Below are 16,595 nucleotides of genomic sequence, written 5' to 3' on the forward strand. Positions count from 1 at the left end.
ATGTAAACACTTCTCTTTGTTCTTTATCCAATCATTTTTATTCTAATCCTTAAACTGTGGTTTTGCAATGGCTACAACGACTTTTCTACAACTTTTACATTATCTTTACCTAAGAAATTCCCAAGATCTTCTAAAAGCTCTTTTGTAATTGCAACATTTCTGTTTTCCGGCAGACGCTTCATCTGTTTTTCTGCTGCAAGATAAATAACGACATGCTCTGAGCCATCGGCATCCATCATTTTTCCATAAAGAGCACCTTCTTTTTCTTCGAAATCGCTCTTACTTGGGAACTGCAGCCACAGCTCCCGTTTCACTTCATCAAAGGAAATGATTTTCTCACAAATAAGCTTGCCGTTACGGTCTTCTTCTGCAGTTACACGGCCTTCCACAAATACTTTGGCATCATTTTCAAGATATTTTGCATAACGCTCATAATCCTTCGGGAAAATGATGATTTCCACTGTTCCCACCAGATCTTCTAACGTAATAAATGCCATTGCCTTATTATTCTTGGTATACTTGATGACTTTATCGGTAATCATTCCACCGATACACACCTTTGCGCCATCCGATACCTTAAGGGTTCCGGTCTCTTCATCCAGTACAAAGTCTGTAGTAACGGCATTGGTATTCTTCTTTAAACGCTCCATATATTCTTCCAGCGGATGTCCGCTGATATATATGCCAAGGACTTCCTTTTCAAAGCCAAGAAGCACTTCTTTGTCATACTCTTCTACATCCGGAAGCTTGATTTCGTACTCTGCCTTGTCCTCTTCCGGTGCAATATCAAAAAGTGTCATCTGACCAGCCATTGTGGTCTTCTTTTCCTGATTCAGTGCATCCAGAAGAGAACCGTATATCATCATCTTCTGACGGCGGTTTCCTTCCAGTCCGTCTAAGGCTCCCGCTTTGATAAAGTTTTCTATGGTCCGTTTATTCACTTCTCTTCCGGAAAGTCTTGTAATAAAATCCTTTAACGTGGTAAACGGCCCACGGATTTTACGCTCCTCCACAATGGCATCAATCACCGGTCTTCCGATACTCTTAATGGCAGAAAGTCCATAGCGGATTGCTTGTCCGGATACGGAGAAACCACCCTCGCCTTCATTGATATCCGGCGGCAGAATTGCGATTCCCATCTGGCGGCAGGTGTAGATATATTCTGAGACTTTGGAAGTATTGTCTAAGACTGATGTCATTAACGCTGCCATAAACTCTACCGGATAATAGTATTTCAAATATGCGGTCTGATATGCAACCACTGCATAAGCTGCCGCATGGGATTTATTAAATGCGTATTTGGCAAAGTCAATCATGTTATCGTAAATCTTGTTTGCCACTTTCTCATCGATTCCTCTTGCAATACAGCCCGGAACATTTTCTTCCGGATTACCATAGACAAAGTTCTTCCGCTCCTGCTCCATTACCTTGCCTTTTTTCTTAGACATGGCACGGCGCACAAGGTCAGATCTGCCCCATGTATAACCGGCGAGGTCACGTACAATCTGCATAACCTGTTCCTGATATACGATACAGCCATAGGTCGGCGCCAGAATCGGCTCCAATTCCGGGCAGTCATAGGTAATGCTTTCCGGGTGGTCTTTTCCCTTGATATAAGCCGGAATAAAGTCCATTGGACCCGGACGGTAAAGAGAAATACCTGCGATAACATCCTCTAAGCTCTGCGGCTTCAACTCTTTCATGAAGTTCTTCATTCCGGCACTTTCCAACTGGAAGACACCATCGGTTTTACCGGTTCCAAGGGAGTCTAGCACTTTCTTATCGTTATAATCGATGGCATTCATATCAATTTTTTTACCGCTGCTCTTTTCTGCAAGACGGACTGCATTCTGGATTACAGTCAGTGTCCGGAGTCCTAAGAAATCCATTTTCAGAAGTCCTAATTCTTCAATGGTAGTCATGGTAAACTGTGTGGTTATGGTGCCATCGGATGCTCTTGACAACGGAACATATTCATCCATTGGTTTCTGGCTGATTACCACGCCTGCTGCATGCATGGACGTATGCCTCGGCAGACCTTCTAATCTTCTTGACATATCGATAAGTTTCTTTACTGACTCGTCAGATTCATACATGCCCCGGAGCTCCGGGTTCATCATCAGTGCCTTATCAATGGTAATTCCCAGTTCATTTGGAATTGCCTTGGCAATCGTATCTACAAAATTGTACGGCAAATCCATGACACGCCCCACATCACGGATTACTCCACGGGCTGCCAGCGTACCAAAGGTTACAATCTGTGTCACACAATCCTTGCCATATTTTTCTACCACATAATCAATAACTTCCTGTCTTCGTTCAAAGCAGAAATCCACATCAATATCGGGCATAGATACACGTTCCGGATTTAAGAAACGCTCAAAAATCAGATTGTAACGAACCGGGTCAATATCTGTAATTCCGGTGGTGTAAGAAACAAGGCTTCCTGCGGCACTGCCTCGTCCCGGTCCCACCATAATATCATGCTCTCTCGCATAATGGATAAAGTCCCACACAATCAGGAAATAGTCCACATATCCCATATTTTTAATAACGGCAAGCTCGTCATCTAATTTCTGTAAATATTCTGGTGCATCGGCTCCATACCGCTTATCCAGTCCTTCATGACACAATTTATTTAAATAAGTCCAGGAATCATAGCCTTCCGGCACCTCAAAATGCGGCACCTTGGTATGTCCGAATTCAATTTCCACATGACAGCGGTCTGCAATCTTCTGGGTATTTTCCAGTGCCTGCAGTGCATATGGAAAAAGTAATTTCATTTCCTCTTCGGATTTGACATAATACTGTCCACCTTCATAGCGCATTCTGTCTTCGTCCGCTAATTTCTTTCCGGTCTGAAGACAGAGCAGGATGTCATGAGGCTCTGCATCCTCTGCATTGGTATAATGCACATCATTGGTTGCCACCAGCTCAATTCCGGTCTCCTGACTCATGCGGAGAAGCTGCTGGTTTACCAGCTTCTGCTCCGGGATTCCATGATCCTGCAGCTCTAAAAAGAAATTGCCTTTTCCAAAACAGCGTTCATAGCGGTAAGCTACTTCTTTTGCTTCTTCATACATTCCACGTACCAGATTACGCTGTACTTCACCTGCCAGACAGGCACTTAGGGCAATGATTCCCTCATGGTATTTTTCTAACACTTCCATGTCCACACGCGGCTTATAATAGTATCCCTCCACAAAGCCTTTGGATACAATTTTCATCAGATTGCTATAGCCTGTGTTATTCTCTGCCAGAAGCACAAGATGATAGTATCTGTCCTCTCCATGTACCATCTCGCGGTCTAATCTGGAGCCAGGAGCCACATAGACTTCACAGCCAAGAACCGGGTTAATTCCCGCCTCCCTGGCTGCCTTATAGAAATCAATGACACCATACATAACACCATGGTCGGTAATCGCCCCTGCTGTCATGCCAAGTGCCTTGATTTTCTCCACATATTCTTTTATTTTATTTGAACCGTCTAACAGACTGTATTCTGTATGTACATGTAAATGGGCAAATGCCAATCCCGTTTCCTCTCTTCCGCTGTTTCTATTCTTCGCCTTTTATCACTGTCTCATATTATAACGTTTTTTGCGGAAGGTTTCAACGACCGGAAGGAGATTCTGTGTGGATTATTCCGGGGAAATTATATCAATTTGCGGCATTCGTGCTGCTCCCCATATATTAACGAAATTGTTTAGAGACTCTTAGAATTTCTCACCAAAACTGGCAATGCTGGCACATGGACGTGCCAGCAAGGCACAGATGAACATGGATGTGAATTTGTGCCGGTTGCCGGAACTTTTTTTATATTTCATGAAATTCTTAGAGACTCTTAACAATGCAGTGACATATGGGTAGCAGCCCGAATGCCGCAAACTCTTATATTTTCCCGGAATATACATACAATAAAAAATGTATTTTGACATTCTTCTTCAATGTGCTAAACTATATGTGAAAAAATTAACGAAGTATATCTCAAGAGGTGAATATCGTGGAAAAGTCTGGATTGATTGTAGAAGGCGGCGGTATGAAATGCGCTTACAGTGCCGGAATTCTGGATGCCTTCTTAGACGACAATGTTACATTTGATTATTGTATGGGGGTATCTGCCGGTGCGGCAAATACTGCTTCTTACCTTGCCGGGCAACGTGGCCGTAATCTGCGTTTCTATATAGAGCATGTAAAAGACCCCCGCTACATCAGTATCAAAAATCTGATTAAAACCGGTTCTCTCTTCGGACTTCAATATATTTACGGAACCTTAACCAATTCCACAGGAAACGACCCGCTGGATTATGATGCCTTAGCAGCAAATCCAAGTGAATTTCATTTTCCGGTAACCAATGCTGCCACCGGAAAGGCAGAATATTTTTCCAAAGAAGATTTAGGCCGTGATGATTACCGCGGCATTATGGCAACCTGTGCCCTTCCGGGCTTCTGCAAACCGATTTCTTTTCACGGCAATTATTACTATGATGGCGGTGTTGCAGATTCCATTCCGGTTGAACGTGCCATTGCAGATGGCTGCGACAAGGTAGTAATTATCTACTGCCGTCCACTTGGCTATGTCAAGCAGCCGGAGAGTTACCGTTTTCTTTACAAAAAGATGTTACGGAAATTTCCAAATACGATTACTGCAATTGATAACAGACACTTAAATTACCGGCACTCGGTAGAAGTTGCTGCAAAATTACAAAAAGAAGGACGGGCATTTCTCTTTGCACCGTCCCATCAGGTTAAGATTGGCACTTTTACCACTGACCCGAAAATCATGCAGGAGCTTTATGATTTAGGAATCAGTGATTATAAAGCACAAAAGGATGCGCTGCGTGCCTTCTTAAACAATTAACAATATTTCTTTCTGCCAGCAGCTGCCACAACCATCAATCCAGCTGCGGAAAACATCAGAAGCAGTATTCTTCCAACCGGTGTTTCATCACCAGTTTTTATAGTTGCAGTCTTCTGTGTTGTTCCCGTCAGGGCTGCCGTATTAGAACCGGCTGCATCAGAGCTGCTTCTATTTGAAGTTCCCGCTACTGTGCCGGAACCGTTCGTTCCAGTGCTGCCTGTAGTTCCATTACTGCCTGTGGTTTCACCTGGATTGGAACCGTTTCCAGTGGAAGGGGCTTCCTTTACGGCAACTGTCACCTTTGTAGATGCAGAAGCCAGATAGTTCCCTGTCTCTGCATACCGTACGAAATAGTCACCTGCTGCAAGCTGGCTTATCTTTGTACCATCTGTAACCTTGATCCAATGAATTTCATCTGTGCTGTATTCCATTGCAGTAGTCAGGTTTTCAATGGCTCCATCACTTGCACCTGTTTTACTGGTATTTACAGCCTTCAGTCCTGTTGGTGCCGCCTGACCTGCCTTCCCTATCGTAAACTGCAGATGTGCTGCTTCATGATACACTCCAATACCTGTTATTGTTACCTCTGCATTTCCTGCATTTTTGTTATCCGAATAAGCAACGGTATAATCCGTATCCTTTGTCAGTGTCTGTCCGTCATATACCACAAGTACTTCCGGTTCCTTTGCTGTTCCATCATAAGTATAGGTCGTTGGATTCAATGTTGCTGATAAATCTGCATCTGTCATCTTACGATAACGAAGCTCCACATTCTGGGCAATCTGACCATCTGCATCCACAATGGTATTTCTGTAATCAACATCTGCCGGATTTCTCTTCCTATTTGCAATAGAATAATCTTTTGGCAGGAATCCCCGGATTGTTCCGAGACTTTCTTCCAGAGCAACGTTGGCATAATTCGAAATGCCCTGACTCACATTCTTTAATACCAGCTTTGAATCTTCATCCATTGTAAGCTTCTCTAACCAGCACCGTCCAGAACCGTCATTTCCGGATACTGTAACTTCACTTCCCTCAAGCTTTACTCCACTGTTCGTCATCCACTGTAAATCAGTCAGTGCTGCTTTTGCATTTTTAAAGGTCAGTTCCTTTGTAAGTCCGACACCGCCATTGGTAATCTTTCCCTTATAATTACCATTTGCAATGGTAAGATTGTTCCCTGAGGAAATCGTATCCAGAATCAATGTATGTCCGTTCAGGTCAAGGGTTACGGCTTTACTGTCTCCGATTGCTGCGGTTCTTCCATTTCCATAAATATCTTTCACAAATTTGATGGTATCTCCATCTTCCAGGTATCTGAAATCATTACGTGCTCCGGTTCCACCGAAGTCTCCATTCAGCATTCTCTTAGTCGTTCCATCCGTTCCAATCAGCTCTGCATATTCTATGTCATATTCTCCACAGACCATACATCTGCCGGAATATCCTGCTAAAATCGGATGTTCACAGTTATCTACATCATATGTCTCGCCGGTTGCCATTATCTGTACCCAGTTTTCCCCGCCATCGCTATATTTTACGATATCATTCTGCGTCTGCAATGTTCCTCCCAGAAGTGGCGGAGTACCGGTAGCAGCACTTCCGGTTCTGGATATGGAAAGCTCACCGCCTGCTGCATTCATTAAAATGTTGCTTCCCCCTATTACAGAATGCCCTTCTGCTCCCAGAAGTGTAATGTAATTTCGTGCCTGAAGGTCTGCATCCCCTGCAATTGCTGCATTGTTCGCACTCTGCATGGATATTCTATTTGCATTTATCTTTGCATTTCCTTCGATTATGGCAGCATCTCCATTTGCCTGCAGCATAACAACTAATGAAGGTGCCGTAATCTCTGTACTTCCGGTTGATACCGCTCCCCCTTCACTGGTTATCTCAACACCATATCCATTTTCTGCATTGACAGCGAGATTTCCTTTTACCGCAGTCTTCTTTGCGCGGATTGTTACATCTTTTACTGTTTCTAATTCAAGATTGCCTTCTGCTATTGTTTCACCCACAAGAACTATCCTGCCACTCGAACTGTTCGAATTACTGTTTCCATTGGATGACAGAAATGTATCTTTTGCTTTAAAAAATGCCTCTGTTACATTTATATTATTTCCATTTACCAGATCAAACGAATTCAGGGAACCAGTCTTTTTCAGGCTGATTTCTCCGTTCTGCTCATCCGTTGCCTCTATCAGATACTTCACCGCTCCACCTGATAAATAGATGTCCAACTGATCCGCCTCAAGCTTAACTGAACCGGCAGAGATAAATACATCACCAGTAACATCGTCTGCATCTAAAGTTATCTCCCCGGCGGTTTTTAAGTCCACCAGAGAAAGTCCCTTTATAAGAGCATTTCCACCCCTTCCAGAAACTTGAATATCTCCGGTATATTCATCCGCCTTAAGTACTGCATCTGCAGTTCCTGTAACCAATGTTTCCGTATCATTATCATTTGTCAAATAAAAGTTACCATCCCCTTTCAATGTCAGGGTTCCATTTTCAATCTTTAAGATTTCTGTTGAACTTCCTCCGTTCGAATATATTTTTACACTTCCTTTTACTTCCATTATACCTGCACTATAATAGATATATGCTCCCGGAAGAGCCGCCGGGTCACATTCACTCATGGTTCCACTCCCTCTGCTTCCTCCGAATTCATAGTATCTGCCATCCTCTAGTTCCGTTCCGTTTATGGATACCTTCAGTCCCTCTGCATGTACCGGTATTACTTCCTGCATTCCGGTAAATACAGTCATCAGCAGCAGTAACACTGCCAAGATTCCACATGTTTTCTTTTTTAATTTCATAAGTTACCTCCCAAATTTATTTTTCTCTTACGAAATATTTTTCAAAATGAATTTGTATACCAATTTCCTTTATACCATTCTTTTTGAAGGCTTGTCAATCGGGGTGGGATGAAAAGCACTTTAGTGGGATGAAAGATTCGTATTTTTTCGACAGGTATGCTATAATAATGCCTGAAAAGCCATGAAATCGAAAGGAGGCTATCTTATTGCGGTTTGCAATTGTTGATGACAATATAGAAGAAATACATATGACAGAGCTGCTCATCCGGGACTGGTGCGGCAGCCATAACATAACGGTCTGCTGTGATACCTTTACCGAAGGGGATGCTTTTTTGTTGTCTGCCGCCTCGAATTCCTATGATTTTGTGCTATTCGATATTTATCTTAAGGAAGCAAACGGGATTGACCTTGCGGTTTCTTTTCGCAGGATTTCACCGAAGACACCGATTGTCTTTCTGACCTCCAGCTCGGAATATCATGTGGAAGCTTTGCATGTCCACGCTTTCGACTATCTGCAAAAACCGATTACCAAAGCTGCCATCCATCCGTTATTAGATGACCTTCTGGCTGTCCGTCCTGTTTTGGATTCCCATTTATTTCTGACCGTAAATACCAACAAGACGAAGCTTCCGATTCTTTATTCGGACATTCAATATATTATTTCAGATTCAAACTATCTTATTATTCATACCAGCGAAGAAATCCGCTGCCGTATGCTGTTTCGGGATGTTACCCGCACGCTTTCGGAGGATGAACGTTTTTTGACCATTAACCGTGGTGTTATGGTAAATCTGGACTATGTTTCTTCCATGGACGGAGCAGTCTGCATGATGAATGATGGAGCATCCTTTTCCATGAACAAAAAGCAGTCTAATACCCTTCAGCAGACTTATATTACCTGGCAATTTACCCAACGCACAAAGTCACTTTTACACGGAGGTCTGTCATGAATCCTTTTACTGTTCTGATTGCCGCAGCCCATTACGGAGTTATTTTCCCGGGTATTTTTATCTGCATCGTTCCGGTTGCTGACTGGATATCAATTCCCCTGCGGAAACTCTTTTCTGTTCTGATTCCGGTTATGACTGCAATTTGTCTGATTTTAGGCTGCGTTGAATCCACCGGGAATTATGATGCAAATCTGTTCTTTTTCCCACTCCTGTCCGTATGCCTTATTGTATATTTTATTACGGTCCGCCTGAGTAATCTAAAGCTCTGGTATTTATTTTTATGTGCCACCGCAGCCCTTTCCTTTGGCTGCATTGCCAACGATTATATCATTGCTTATACCGTCCCTTCTTCCAATGTAGATGACAGCTCTGTTCCGGGACTGCTCTTACAATACGCCATCAGCTTTCTTATTATGTTCGTATTTATCGTCATAAAAGATAAGCTGAAATGGATTTTCGAAAATGTAAATCAGCCTTTATTCTGGTGGCTTACATGGATTATTCCTGCCATTATTACTTTTTGTAATATCTTTATGCTGCCTAAGGACTACAACAATATCCGTGTAGGCCGGGTATTTGTAATTGCCATGGTTATCGAGGTGGTTCTTTTTATCTTTTTTATAACCTTCCAGATTCTGCTTTATCTCATTGCCGTTACAACTGCACAGAAAATCAAAGCAGATACCACTTCGATTATGTACCGCGCCCAGGCAAGCCAGTATGTCAAGCTTCAGAATTATCTCGATCAGTCCCGTCAGGAGCGGCATGATTTCAAACATACCATTGCAGTTATGCAGGAGCTGGCCCAATCCGGGCAATATGAAGAATTAAAAAATTATATGGCTGACTACCAGATGGAAACCGGAAGACATTCCATGCAGTATCTTTTCTGCCAAAACATGGCTGTGAATGCAGTTATCAGTTACTATGCTTCCCTTGCAGAATCCTGTCATATCAAAATGGATTTTAAGGTTATTGTTCCCCGGAAGATTTCTATTTCTGATGTAGACTTAAGCCTGCTTTTCGGCAATCTTTTGGAAAATGCCATCCATGCCTGCTGTCAGGTTCCGGTGGAAAATAGATATATCCACCTCAGTTCTGACCTTAACAGTCCGGGCACCATATATATCACAATGGTAAACAGCTTCAATGGAATTGTAAAAAAGATGAACGGGCAGTTTCTGTCTACAACAGAAAGCGGCAGCGGTATTGGACTTCTTTCTATCCAAACCACTGCCGAACGTTATCATGGTTCTACCCGGTTTTATAATGAGGAAACGGAGTTTATTTCAAATATTATGCTGCGGTTATCTTAAGAGAAAGCTATTTCATCATATGATTGTAATGGACTCCTGTTTCATTTGAGACCTCCCTGTTGCCGGATGTATCTATTTTACTGTATCAGGTATAAGACTTCAAGATGCTTTACTTATCTCTCGCGGACTTTCAAAAAAATAGGACTTAAATCATTCAAACCCTTGTTGTATAAGGTTTCTCTTGATTTAGTCCTATTTTATCATCTGATTTAATTACTGAAGATCCTCATCTCTTAATCCATCAGAACCATCCGCATGCTCAAATGCTGCAAGTTCCGGATGTTCTCTCTTTTCTTCCGTATAGTTCTCATAAGGTGCTTTCTTATGTTTCTGTTCTGCCCAGATACGGTCTGCAACCGGTCCCCACTCTTCTGCATAGTGATCACACTTAGAGCAAAGATGCTCAACAGTCTCTTCTGCCTCAGCGTTTGTTCCCTTCGCACCAGTCTTGTTTACCATTTCTCTCAAGAGCTTTGGATTCTCAAGCATCGGACATGGACGCAGGTGGTTTCTGTTAAATGGCTGTCCTTCATGATATGCCTTAAACAATGGACTCTGCAGCATCTCAAGGATTGACTTATCATGGATATTCGAATCCGAGAAATGGATAAATACGCACGGTTCTGCGTCTCCCTGTGCATTAATATGGAAGTAGTTACGTCCACCGGCAATACATCCGCCAACAAATTCTCCGTCATTCTGGAAGTCCATTGGGAAAAATCCGATATCATTGTCTCCGGTACGAACCCAGCGAATCTTCTTAATAATTTCTTCCCGCTGTTCCAATGTCGGCATCAGCTCCGGAGCTGCGTTCTGTCCTACCGGCATATAATGGAAGTAGAAACCGAAACGTGCGCCCTTATCAGCAATGAAACGTAAGAATTTCTCATCGGTAACAGCCTCAACATTGGCTCTGGTATAGCAGATAGAAGTTCCGAATATGATACCATATTGTTTCAACAGATCCATTGCCTTCATAACTGCTGCATAATGTCCGTCACCACGACGTCCATCATTTGTCTCAGGTGTTCCCTCAATGGAAAGAAGGAATGTAATATTTCCAAGTTCTACAATCTTCTTACATAACTCCTCATCAATCAGAGTAGAGTTGGAGAAAAGACCGAACATACAATCATTATGCTTCTCAGCAAGTTTTAAAATATCATTCTTACGAACAGTCGGTTCTCCACCTGTCATAAAGTAAAGATAAGTTCCAAGTTCCTTACCCTGTGTAACAATCTTATCCATATCCTCATAGGACATGTTATTCTTGTGGCCATATGTGCCGGACCAGCATCCTACACAATGCATATTACATGCGTCTGTCGGGTCAAAAAGAATCAGCCATGGAATATTACAGTTGTACTTCTCACGGTTTGCCCTGATTGTCTTTGTTCCACGGAAAAATGCTTCATATCCTAAATTCAGAAGGAATTTCTTAGCATAATTTGGATTTGTCTCATCCAGAACACGGTTTACAAACTTCACCCATCTGTTCTCCGGATTCTTTACATACTCTCTGACCTTATCCAATGTTGCCTTGTCTGCGCCATTTCCCCAGAAAGTCTCTGCCTTATCAATAAGTTCAAGGAATGTTTCCTGTCTTTTCGCGATATCATCTGTCTTAGTCAACTTACCTACGATGCTATTGGTCATTATCTCAAAAGCTTTTCTTTCTACTTTGTGCTGTGTGTTTTCAACGAATGAAGCCATGCTAACTTCCTCCCTCTTTTTTCTTCTATGTATTTTAACATTTATTAGTATAAGAAACAATGCGTTTTTTTGACATATACAATAGATTTTTTTTGTATGGTCAAGTTATACTTTTTCGACAATTTGTATATCTGACAGCACAAATTGTCCATTTTGTTTATAACTGCTCATCATAGACAAGTCCTTTGATATCGTCCTCGGCAAGTTTATGCTCCGCAACCTTTTTCTCTGCTTCACTCTTTAAAAGGCTGCTCTGGGTCTCCTTGTCTAATTTTGTATCAGTCTTCTTATCCTCTTTCTTGTCTGCATCCTTCTTATCCGTATCTTTCTCATTTTCTTTGATGGTCTCATCGATGTGGTCTACTGCTTCCCCAATCAGTCCTAATGTTGCTTCATCGGATGCATTGTCTAATATTTCTTCCGCTTCCTTCTGGCTGTCTATCATATCATGATGCTTTAACCGTTCCGTATGTACTGCCCGGAGGTATCCGTTATCCTCGGCTCTTTCCTTTCCAAGGTCTTTTATCTTGCTTCTGTATTCTGACTCCATTTTATAGTAGTCCATGGACTCTTTCTGATAGTCTGTCATTCCGCCTTTCTGTAATTCTGAGACATGCTCTAATTCTTCTTTGGAAAGCATGCTTCTTCCTTCTGCTGTACTGGCTTTCTTTAAAAGGTCAAGGTCTGCCTCTTCCTGGCTGCCATCCGCTACCTGGTAACGTCCCTTTAATTCAGCTTCCTTATTCTGTAAGTCGCGGATTTCACTCTGATAATCTTTTATCTCGCTGTCAATTTCCTTAATGTGGGCACGCCGCTCGTCCATCTCTTCATCCACTGCGTGCTCACCGGAAAATGTATCCATAATCTTCTTTAATGCTTCTTTCTGGGCATTTGCCATCTTCTGTCCAATCAGATCTGTCTGATTCAGATTAAGACCGGCACCTTTTATTACATTGCTGTCATTCTTATTATCCTGCTTCTTATCATCTGACTTTGCACTTCCCTGTGTCCCGTCATTCTGATATAAGCTCTGTGTCCCAAAACTGGTATTGATTCCATTCATATACGCTTCCCTTGCCTTTCTGCAACGCTTATCCGGTTATCGGATATTTCTTTCACTGTTGTATACACTTTTATAAATAATACATCGGTTTTCCACTGCGTTTTCCTAAGAGTTTTGGTCTTATTTTTCCTTTACAATAGCTTTCGTCAGAATCCATTCTGCCCACTGGGCATAATATTTTCCTAGAGGATGGGCATCATCACTGGTATACTGGGCATCGAGGTTTCCTGCCCCATCATCAAAGATTTCATTCACATCAATATAATAGGTCTGCTTCTGGTCACATAAGGACTCCACCACGCCATTGAGCCAGTCAATATTGGCATTGTTATAAAGGCTGTCCGAATCGGATTTTGCCTTGGAAACATGAAGACTCGCCTCTAAGAATAAAATGGCATCCGGCTGCATTTCCCGTATTTTCTCTACCACTTCACGATATTGCTTTTCTATGCTTGCATGTGGATATCCCAGTTCATTGATACCTAGCATCAGATAAATCTTTCCGTAATTTTTCCGGCTTAACACTTCATCCAAAGTTTCTTTTCCATAGCCCGGCATATCCACCTCTGTTTCAAACAGCTTAAAGGAACTTAAGCCAATCGTTGCAAATACATCCGCATCCCCAAGGTCTGCATACTCCGATAATCCTACTGTTCTGGAATCTCCAATAAATAAAGCATCGGAAAAATAGCTGATATCCTCTGTTGTAAAGGTTCCCTCCTGCTCCGTATCTGCCACCGTTTCATTATCCTTGGTACCTGTTTTATCTTCTGTATTTTCTGTACTATCAATATCTTCTTGTCCTGTACCGGCTTTATCTGTGCTGTTTTCTTCCGTTCCGGCAACTGCTTCCGCCGGCTCTTTTTCTGTGTCTGTCACCTGTGCCAGTTCTTCCTGCCTTGCCTTCTTCTCCTGCTCCGCAGTTACAAGCTTTACGGTAATCACCGGGAATGCAATCACAAATGTCAGCAGTAAAAGTATAGTAAATTTATATTTTTTCATCGTATTTCCTCACTAGAATCTGAAGTATAAGAATGGATCATCCATTCCAAGATACATACAATATACGCTCGCCCAGAATAATGCCAGCAGCAGTAAAATCACCCAGAGGCGGTTCTTATTCTTCTTAAGGAGCTTCTCCTGAACACCTGTTGCAAACAGGATACCAAGCACCAGATAAATGCCATAGGTCTTACCATATTTCAGATAATCTCCCTGAAACAATACCGTTCCGGTACTGCCAAAGAATGGGAATAATTTCTGTAAATAAATGCCAAGCTGGCTTAAATCCGTAATCACAAAGACCAGCCAGGAAAGTGGTATCCAGAGTATCATATAAATATGGCCAAGCGCCTTATGCCGCTCCAGCACTTTTCCAAGTCCGGCTTTTTCCACGAATAATAAGACAAAAAGCAAAAGTCCCCACAGTACAAAGTTCCAGCTTGCGCCATGCCAGAGCCCTGTCAGAAGCCATACCACAAACATATTGCGGACGGTCTTTGCAAAACCACCGCGGTTGCCGCCCAGCGGAATGTATACATATTCCCGGAACCAGCCACCCAGTGTCATATGCCAGCGGCGCCAGAAATCCGTCATGGACACTGCCATATACGGATTGTTAAAGTTCTGTGGAAAGTCAAAGCCCATCATCCGCCCCAGTCCGATTGCCATCAGGGAATACCCATAGAAGTCAAAATATAACTGCAGGCTGTATGCCACAATGCTCATCCATGCCAGCGGTGTGGAAATGCTCTCATAACCGATTGCTGTCACCTCTGTCCAAAGATGTCCCACCCGGTTTGCCAGCAATACTTTATAAGCAAGTCCCAGTGCAAATACCTTAAGTCCGGATTCCACCTTTACCATGGAATGTTTTCTCTTATGAAGCTGTTCCTGAATCAGATGGTAATTGACAATCGGTCCTGCAATTAACTGCGGGAACATGCAAAGATACGTTCCCAGTGAAATCAACGATTTTTCCGCTTTCGTTTCCCTCCGGTACACGTCCACCAGATAGGAAATAATCTGGAACGTATAAAAGCTGATTCCAATCGGCAGAATCAGATTCCATGTTTCCAGCTGTACCTTAACGTGCATTGCACCAAAAAGGGCATTCAGATTCTCTATAAGAAAGCCCAGATATTTAAACAGAATGAGCCATCCTAAATCATAGACGATTCCAACCACAAGCCAGGCTTTCCGTGCCCGCTTCGTCTTCTGTTCCTCAATCAGTTTTCCAGCCACGAAATTGACCACCACGGACATAATCATAAGTAAAAGATAACCCGGATTTCCCCTGACACCATAGTAATAAAAACCAAGGCTGGCAAGGAAAAGCCAGGCATTCTTATAAGAAGCCGGCAGGATATAATAAACCAGAAAAAATACCGGCATAAAATACATGATAAATGCTATGCTGCTAAAAACCATCTTTCGTATCCTCTCTTTACTATCTTAAAATGGTATTATCCATTCATTCTTTACCATTCATTATACTCTTTATAGATTAGACGTTCCAGATGAAAAAAAAGTTTCTTAAATTCCGTATTTCGATAAATTTCTTCTCTGACAGTAAAAAGAAAGTCCTGATGTCACAAATTCTGCCACCGGAACTGCCAGCCAGACTCCCTTTAATCCGATAATTTGCGGCAGAATCAGTAAAGAGGCCAGAATACAGACAAAGGTTCTGCTGAAGGATACCAGTGCAGATGTTTTTCCATCAGAAAGTGCCGTGAACAGCGAAGAGGTAAATACGTTATAGCCGCTGAAAAGATAGTTGATGCCAAACAATGCAAATCCCGTAACTGTCATTGCAAAGGTATGACTGCTTTCTGAGACAAATACTGATGTAATCGGCTTCGCCAGAAGGACGGATGCCACCGCCATAAAGCCGGAGGATATTTTTACAAACCGGTTACTGATATGGTAAACGTTACTTAATTTTTCACTGTTCTTTGCTCCGTACTGGAAGCTGATAACCGGTGCCACACCCATGGAAAATCCAAGATACAGCGCATTGAATAAAAACTGTCCGTATAAAATAATGGTAATTGCAGCTACCCCGTCTGCTCCAACCATACGCATCAGAATAATATTAAAAAGGTATGTAATTACTGCATTGGAAAGGTTCGTTACCATCTCGGAAGAACCGTTGGTGCAGGACTGCCACAATGCTTTCCCATCCCAATGGAAGCGGGTAAAATGAAGTCCTTTTCTTTTCACAAGGAAATAGATGACTCCCACTACCGCAGGAATCATCTGTCCGATGCCTGTTGCAATAGCTGCTCCGGCAATGCCAAGCTGCATTGGCCCCATAAAGACATAATCTAAGATTGCATTGGCTACACCTCCGGCAGTAATCAGTCCGAGTCCATATGCAGGTTTTCCTGCAGTTACAAAGAAGCACTGAAATAAGCTCTGCAAAATGCAGCATGGTCCAAAATACATCATATCAATAAGATATGTTTTCCCATTTTCGAATAAAGAGTCGTCTGCTCCTAATGCATATACAATCGGTTTATGAAAAAGTAATACAATAACCAGCAGCACCAGGCTTACAGCAACTCCTGCCACTGCAAGAAAAGTAAAGTTCTCACATGCTCCCTTTTCATCTCCCTCACCCATTTTTCTTGCTACCACTGCACTTCCACCGGTTGCTAACATAACGCCGATTGCAATGAGAATACAAATAACCGGCCATACAATATTGACTGCAGAAAGAGCGCTTTCTCCTACCAGTCTTGACACAAAGATTCCATCTATGATTGTATACAATGACATAAATACCATCATAATCATAGATGGCAATGCAAATTTCAATAAGGATAATGTTTTAAAGTTCTGATTTAATGAATTCGACATGATAACCTCCTT

General features: G+C 42.4%; 11 protein-coding genes. 4 read left to right on the forward strand and 7 right to left on the reverse strand.

Going from position 1 to position 16,595, the window contains the following annotated elements:
- Positions 1-71: 71 nt before the first annotated feature.
- On the reverse strand, positions 72-3,533 hold the full coding sequence (locus DWX65_RS09850; protein ID WP_118173359.1) for a DNA polymerase III subunit alpha: 3,462 nt from the start codon (positions 3,531-3,533) through the stop codon (positions 72-74).
- Between the two features lie 208 nt (positions 3,534-3,741).
- On the opposite strand from DWX65_RS09850, the gene DWX65_RS15515 reads away from it, so the two are divergent.
- Together DWX65_RS15515 and DWX65_RS09855 are read left to right on the forward strand one after the other, a co-directional pair.
- Positions 3,742-3,870, forward strand: a complete 129-nt coding sequence (locus DWX65_RS15515) for a hypothetical protein (protein ID WP_278336312.1) — start codon at positions 3,742-3,744, stop codon at positions 3,868-3,870.
- Positions 3,871-4,003: 133 nt separating this feature from the next.
- A complete protein-coding gene (locus tag DWX65_RS09855; RefSeq protein ID WP_118173360.1) occupies positions 4,004-4,861 on the forward strand; it encodes a patatin-like phospholipase family protein in 858 nt (285 codons plus the stop codon).
- Here the strand turns inward: DWX65_RS09855 and DWX65_RS09860 are convergent.
- The gene (locus DWX65_RS09860; RefSeq protein ID WP_118173361.1) at positions 4,858-7,680 is read right to left on the reverse strand and encodes a hypothetical protein; all 2,823 of its coding nucleotides are present in this window, start codon (positions 7,678-7,680) and stop codon (positions 4,858-4,860) included. The genes DWX65_RS09855 and DWX65_RS09860 overlap by 4 nt on opposite strands.
- Positions 7,681-7,886: 206 nt before the next feature.
- On the opposite strand from DWX65_RS09860, the gene DWX65_RS09865 reads away from it, so the two are divergent.
- Positions 7,887-8,630 carry a LytR/AlgR family response regulator transcription factor gene (locus DWX65_RS09865; RefSeq protein ID WP_117841728.1) on the forward strand — a complete coding sequence of 248 codons (744 nt, stop codon included), beginning with the start codon at positions 7,887-7,889 and terminating at the stop codon, positions 8,628-8,630.
- Positions 8,627-9,946, forward strand: a complete 1,320-nt coding sequence (locus tag DWX65_RS09870) for an ATP-binding protein (protein ID WP_117947550.1) — start codon at positions 8,627-8,629, stop codon at positions 9,944-9,946. Before DWX65_RS09865 ends, DWX65_RS09870 begins: the two co-directional genes overlap by 4 nt.
- Before the next feature lie 213 nt (positions 9,947-10,159).
- Here the strand turns inward: DWX65_RS09870 and DWX65_RS09875 are convergent, their stop codons facing one another.
- From DWX65_RS09875 to DWX65_RS09895, 5 genes are all read right to left on the reverse strand, one after another.
- Entirely contained in the window at positions 10,160-11,659 is a 1,500-nt protein-coding gene (locus DWX65_RS09875; RefSeq protein ID WP_022242699.1) for a radical SAM protein, read from the reverse strand.
- Positions 11,660-11,816: 157 nt separating this feature from the next.
- Positions 11,817-12,722 (reverse strand): hypothetical protein, encoded by a 906-nt coding sequence (locus DWX65_RS09880; protein ID WP_117697975.1) that lies wholly within the window; start codon positions 12,720-12,722, stop codon positions 11,817-11,819.
- Between the two features lie 120 nt (positions 12,723-12,842).
- On the reverse strand, positions 12,843-13,724 hold the full coding sequence (locus tag DWX65_RS09885; protein WP_117841726.1) for a GDSL-type esterase/lipase family protein: 882 nt from the start codon (positions 13,722-13,724) through the stop codon (positions 12,843-12,845).
- A 12-nt stretch (positions 13,725-13,736) separates the two neighbouring features.
- Positions 13,737-15,152 (reverse strand): MBOAT family O-acyltransferase, encoded by a 1,416-nt coding sequence (locus DWX65_RS09890; RefSeq protein ID WP_118173362.1) that lies wholly within the window; start codon positions 15,150-15,152, stop codon positions 13,737-13,739.
- 105 nt (positions 15,153-15,257) lie between these two features.
- Entirely contained in the window at positions 15,258-16,583 is a 1,326-nt protein-coding gene (locus DWX65_RS09895; protein WP_117947552.1) for an MATE family efflux transporter, read from the reverse strand.
- Positions 16,584-16,595: the final 12 nt, after the last annotated feature.

It is taken from the genome of Roseburia sp. AF20-18LB, assembly GCF_003461185.1.
In the GTDB taxonomy this organism is placed as follows: domain Bacteria; phylum Bacillota; class Clostridia; order Lachnospirales; family Lachnospiraceae; genus Roseburia_C; species Roseburia_C amylophila.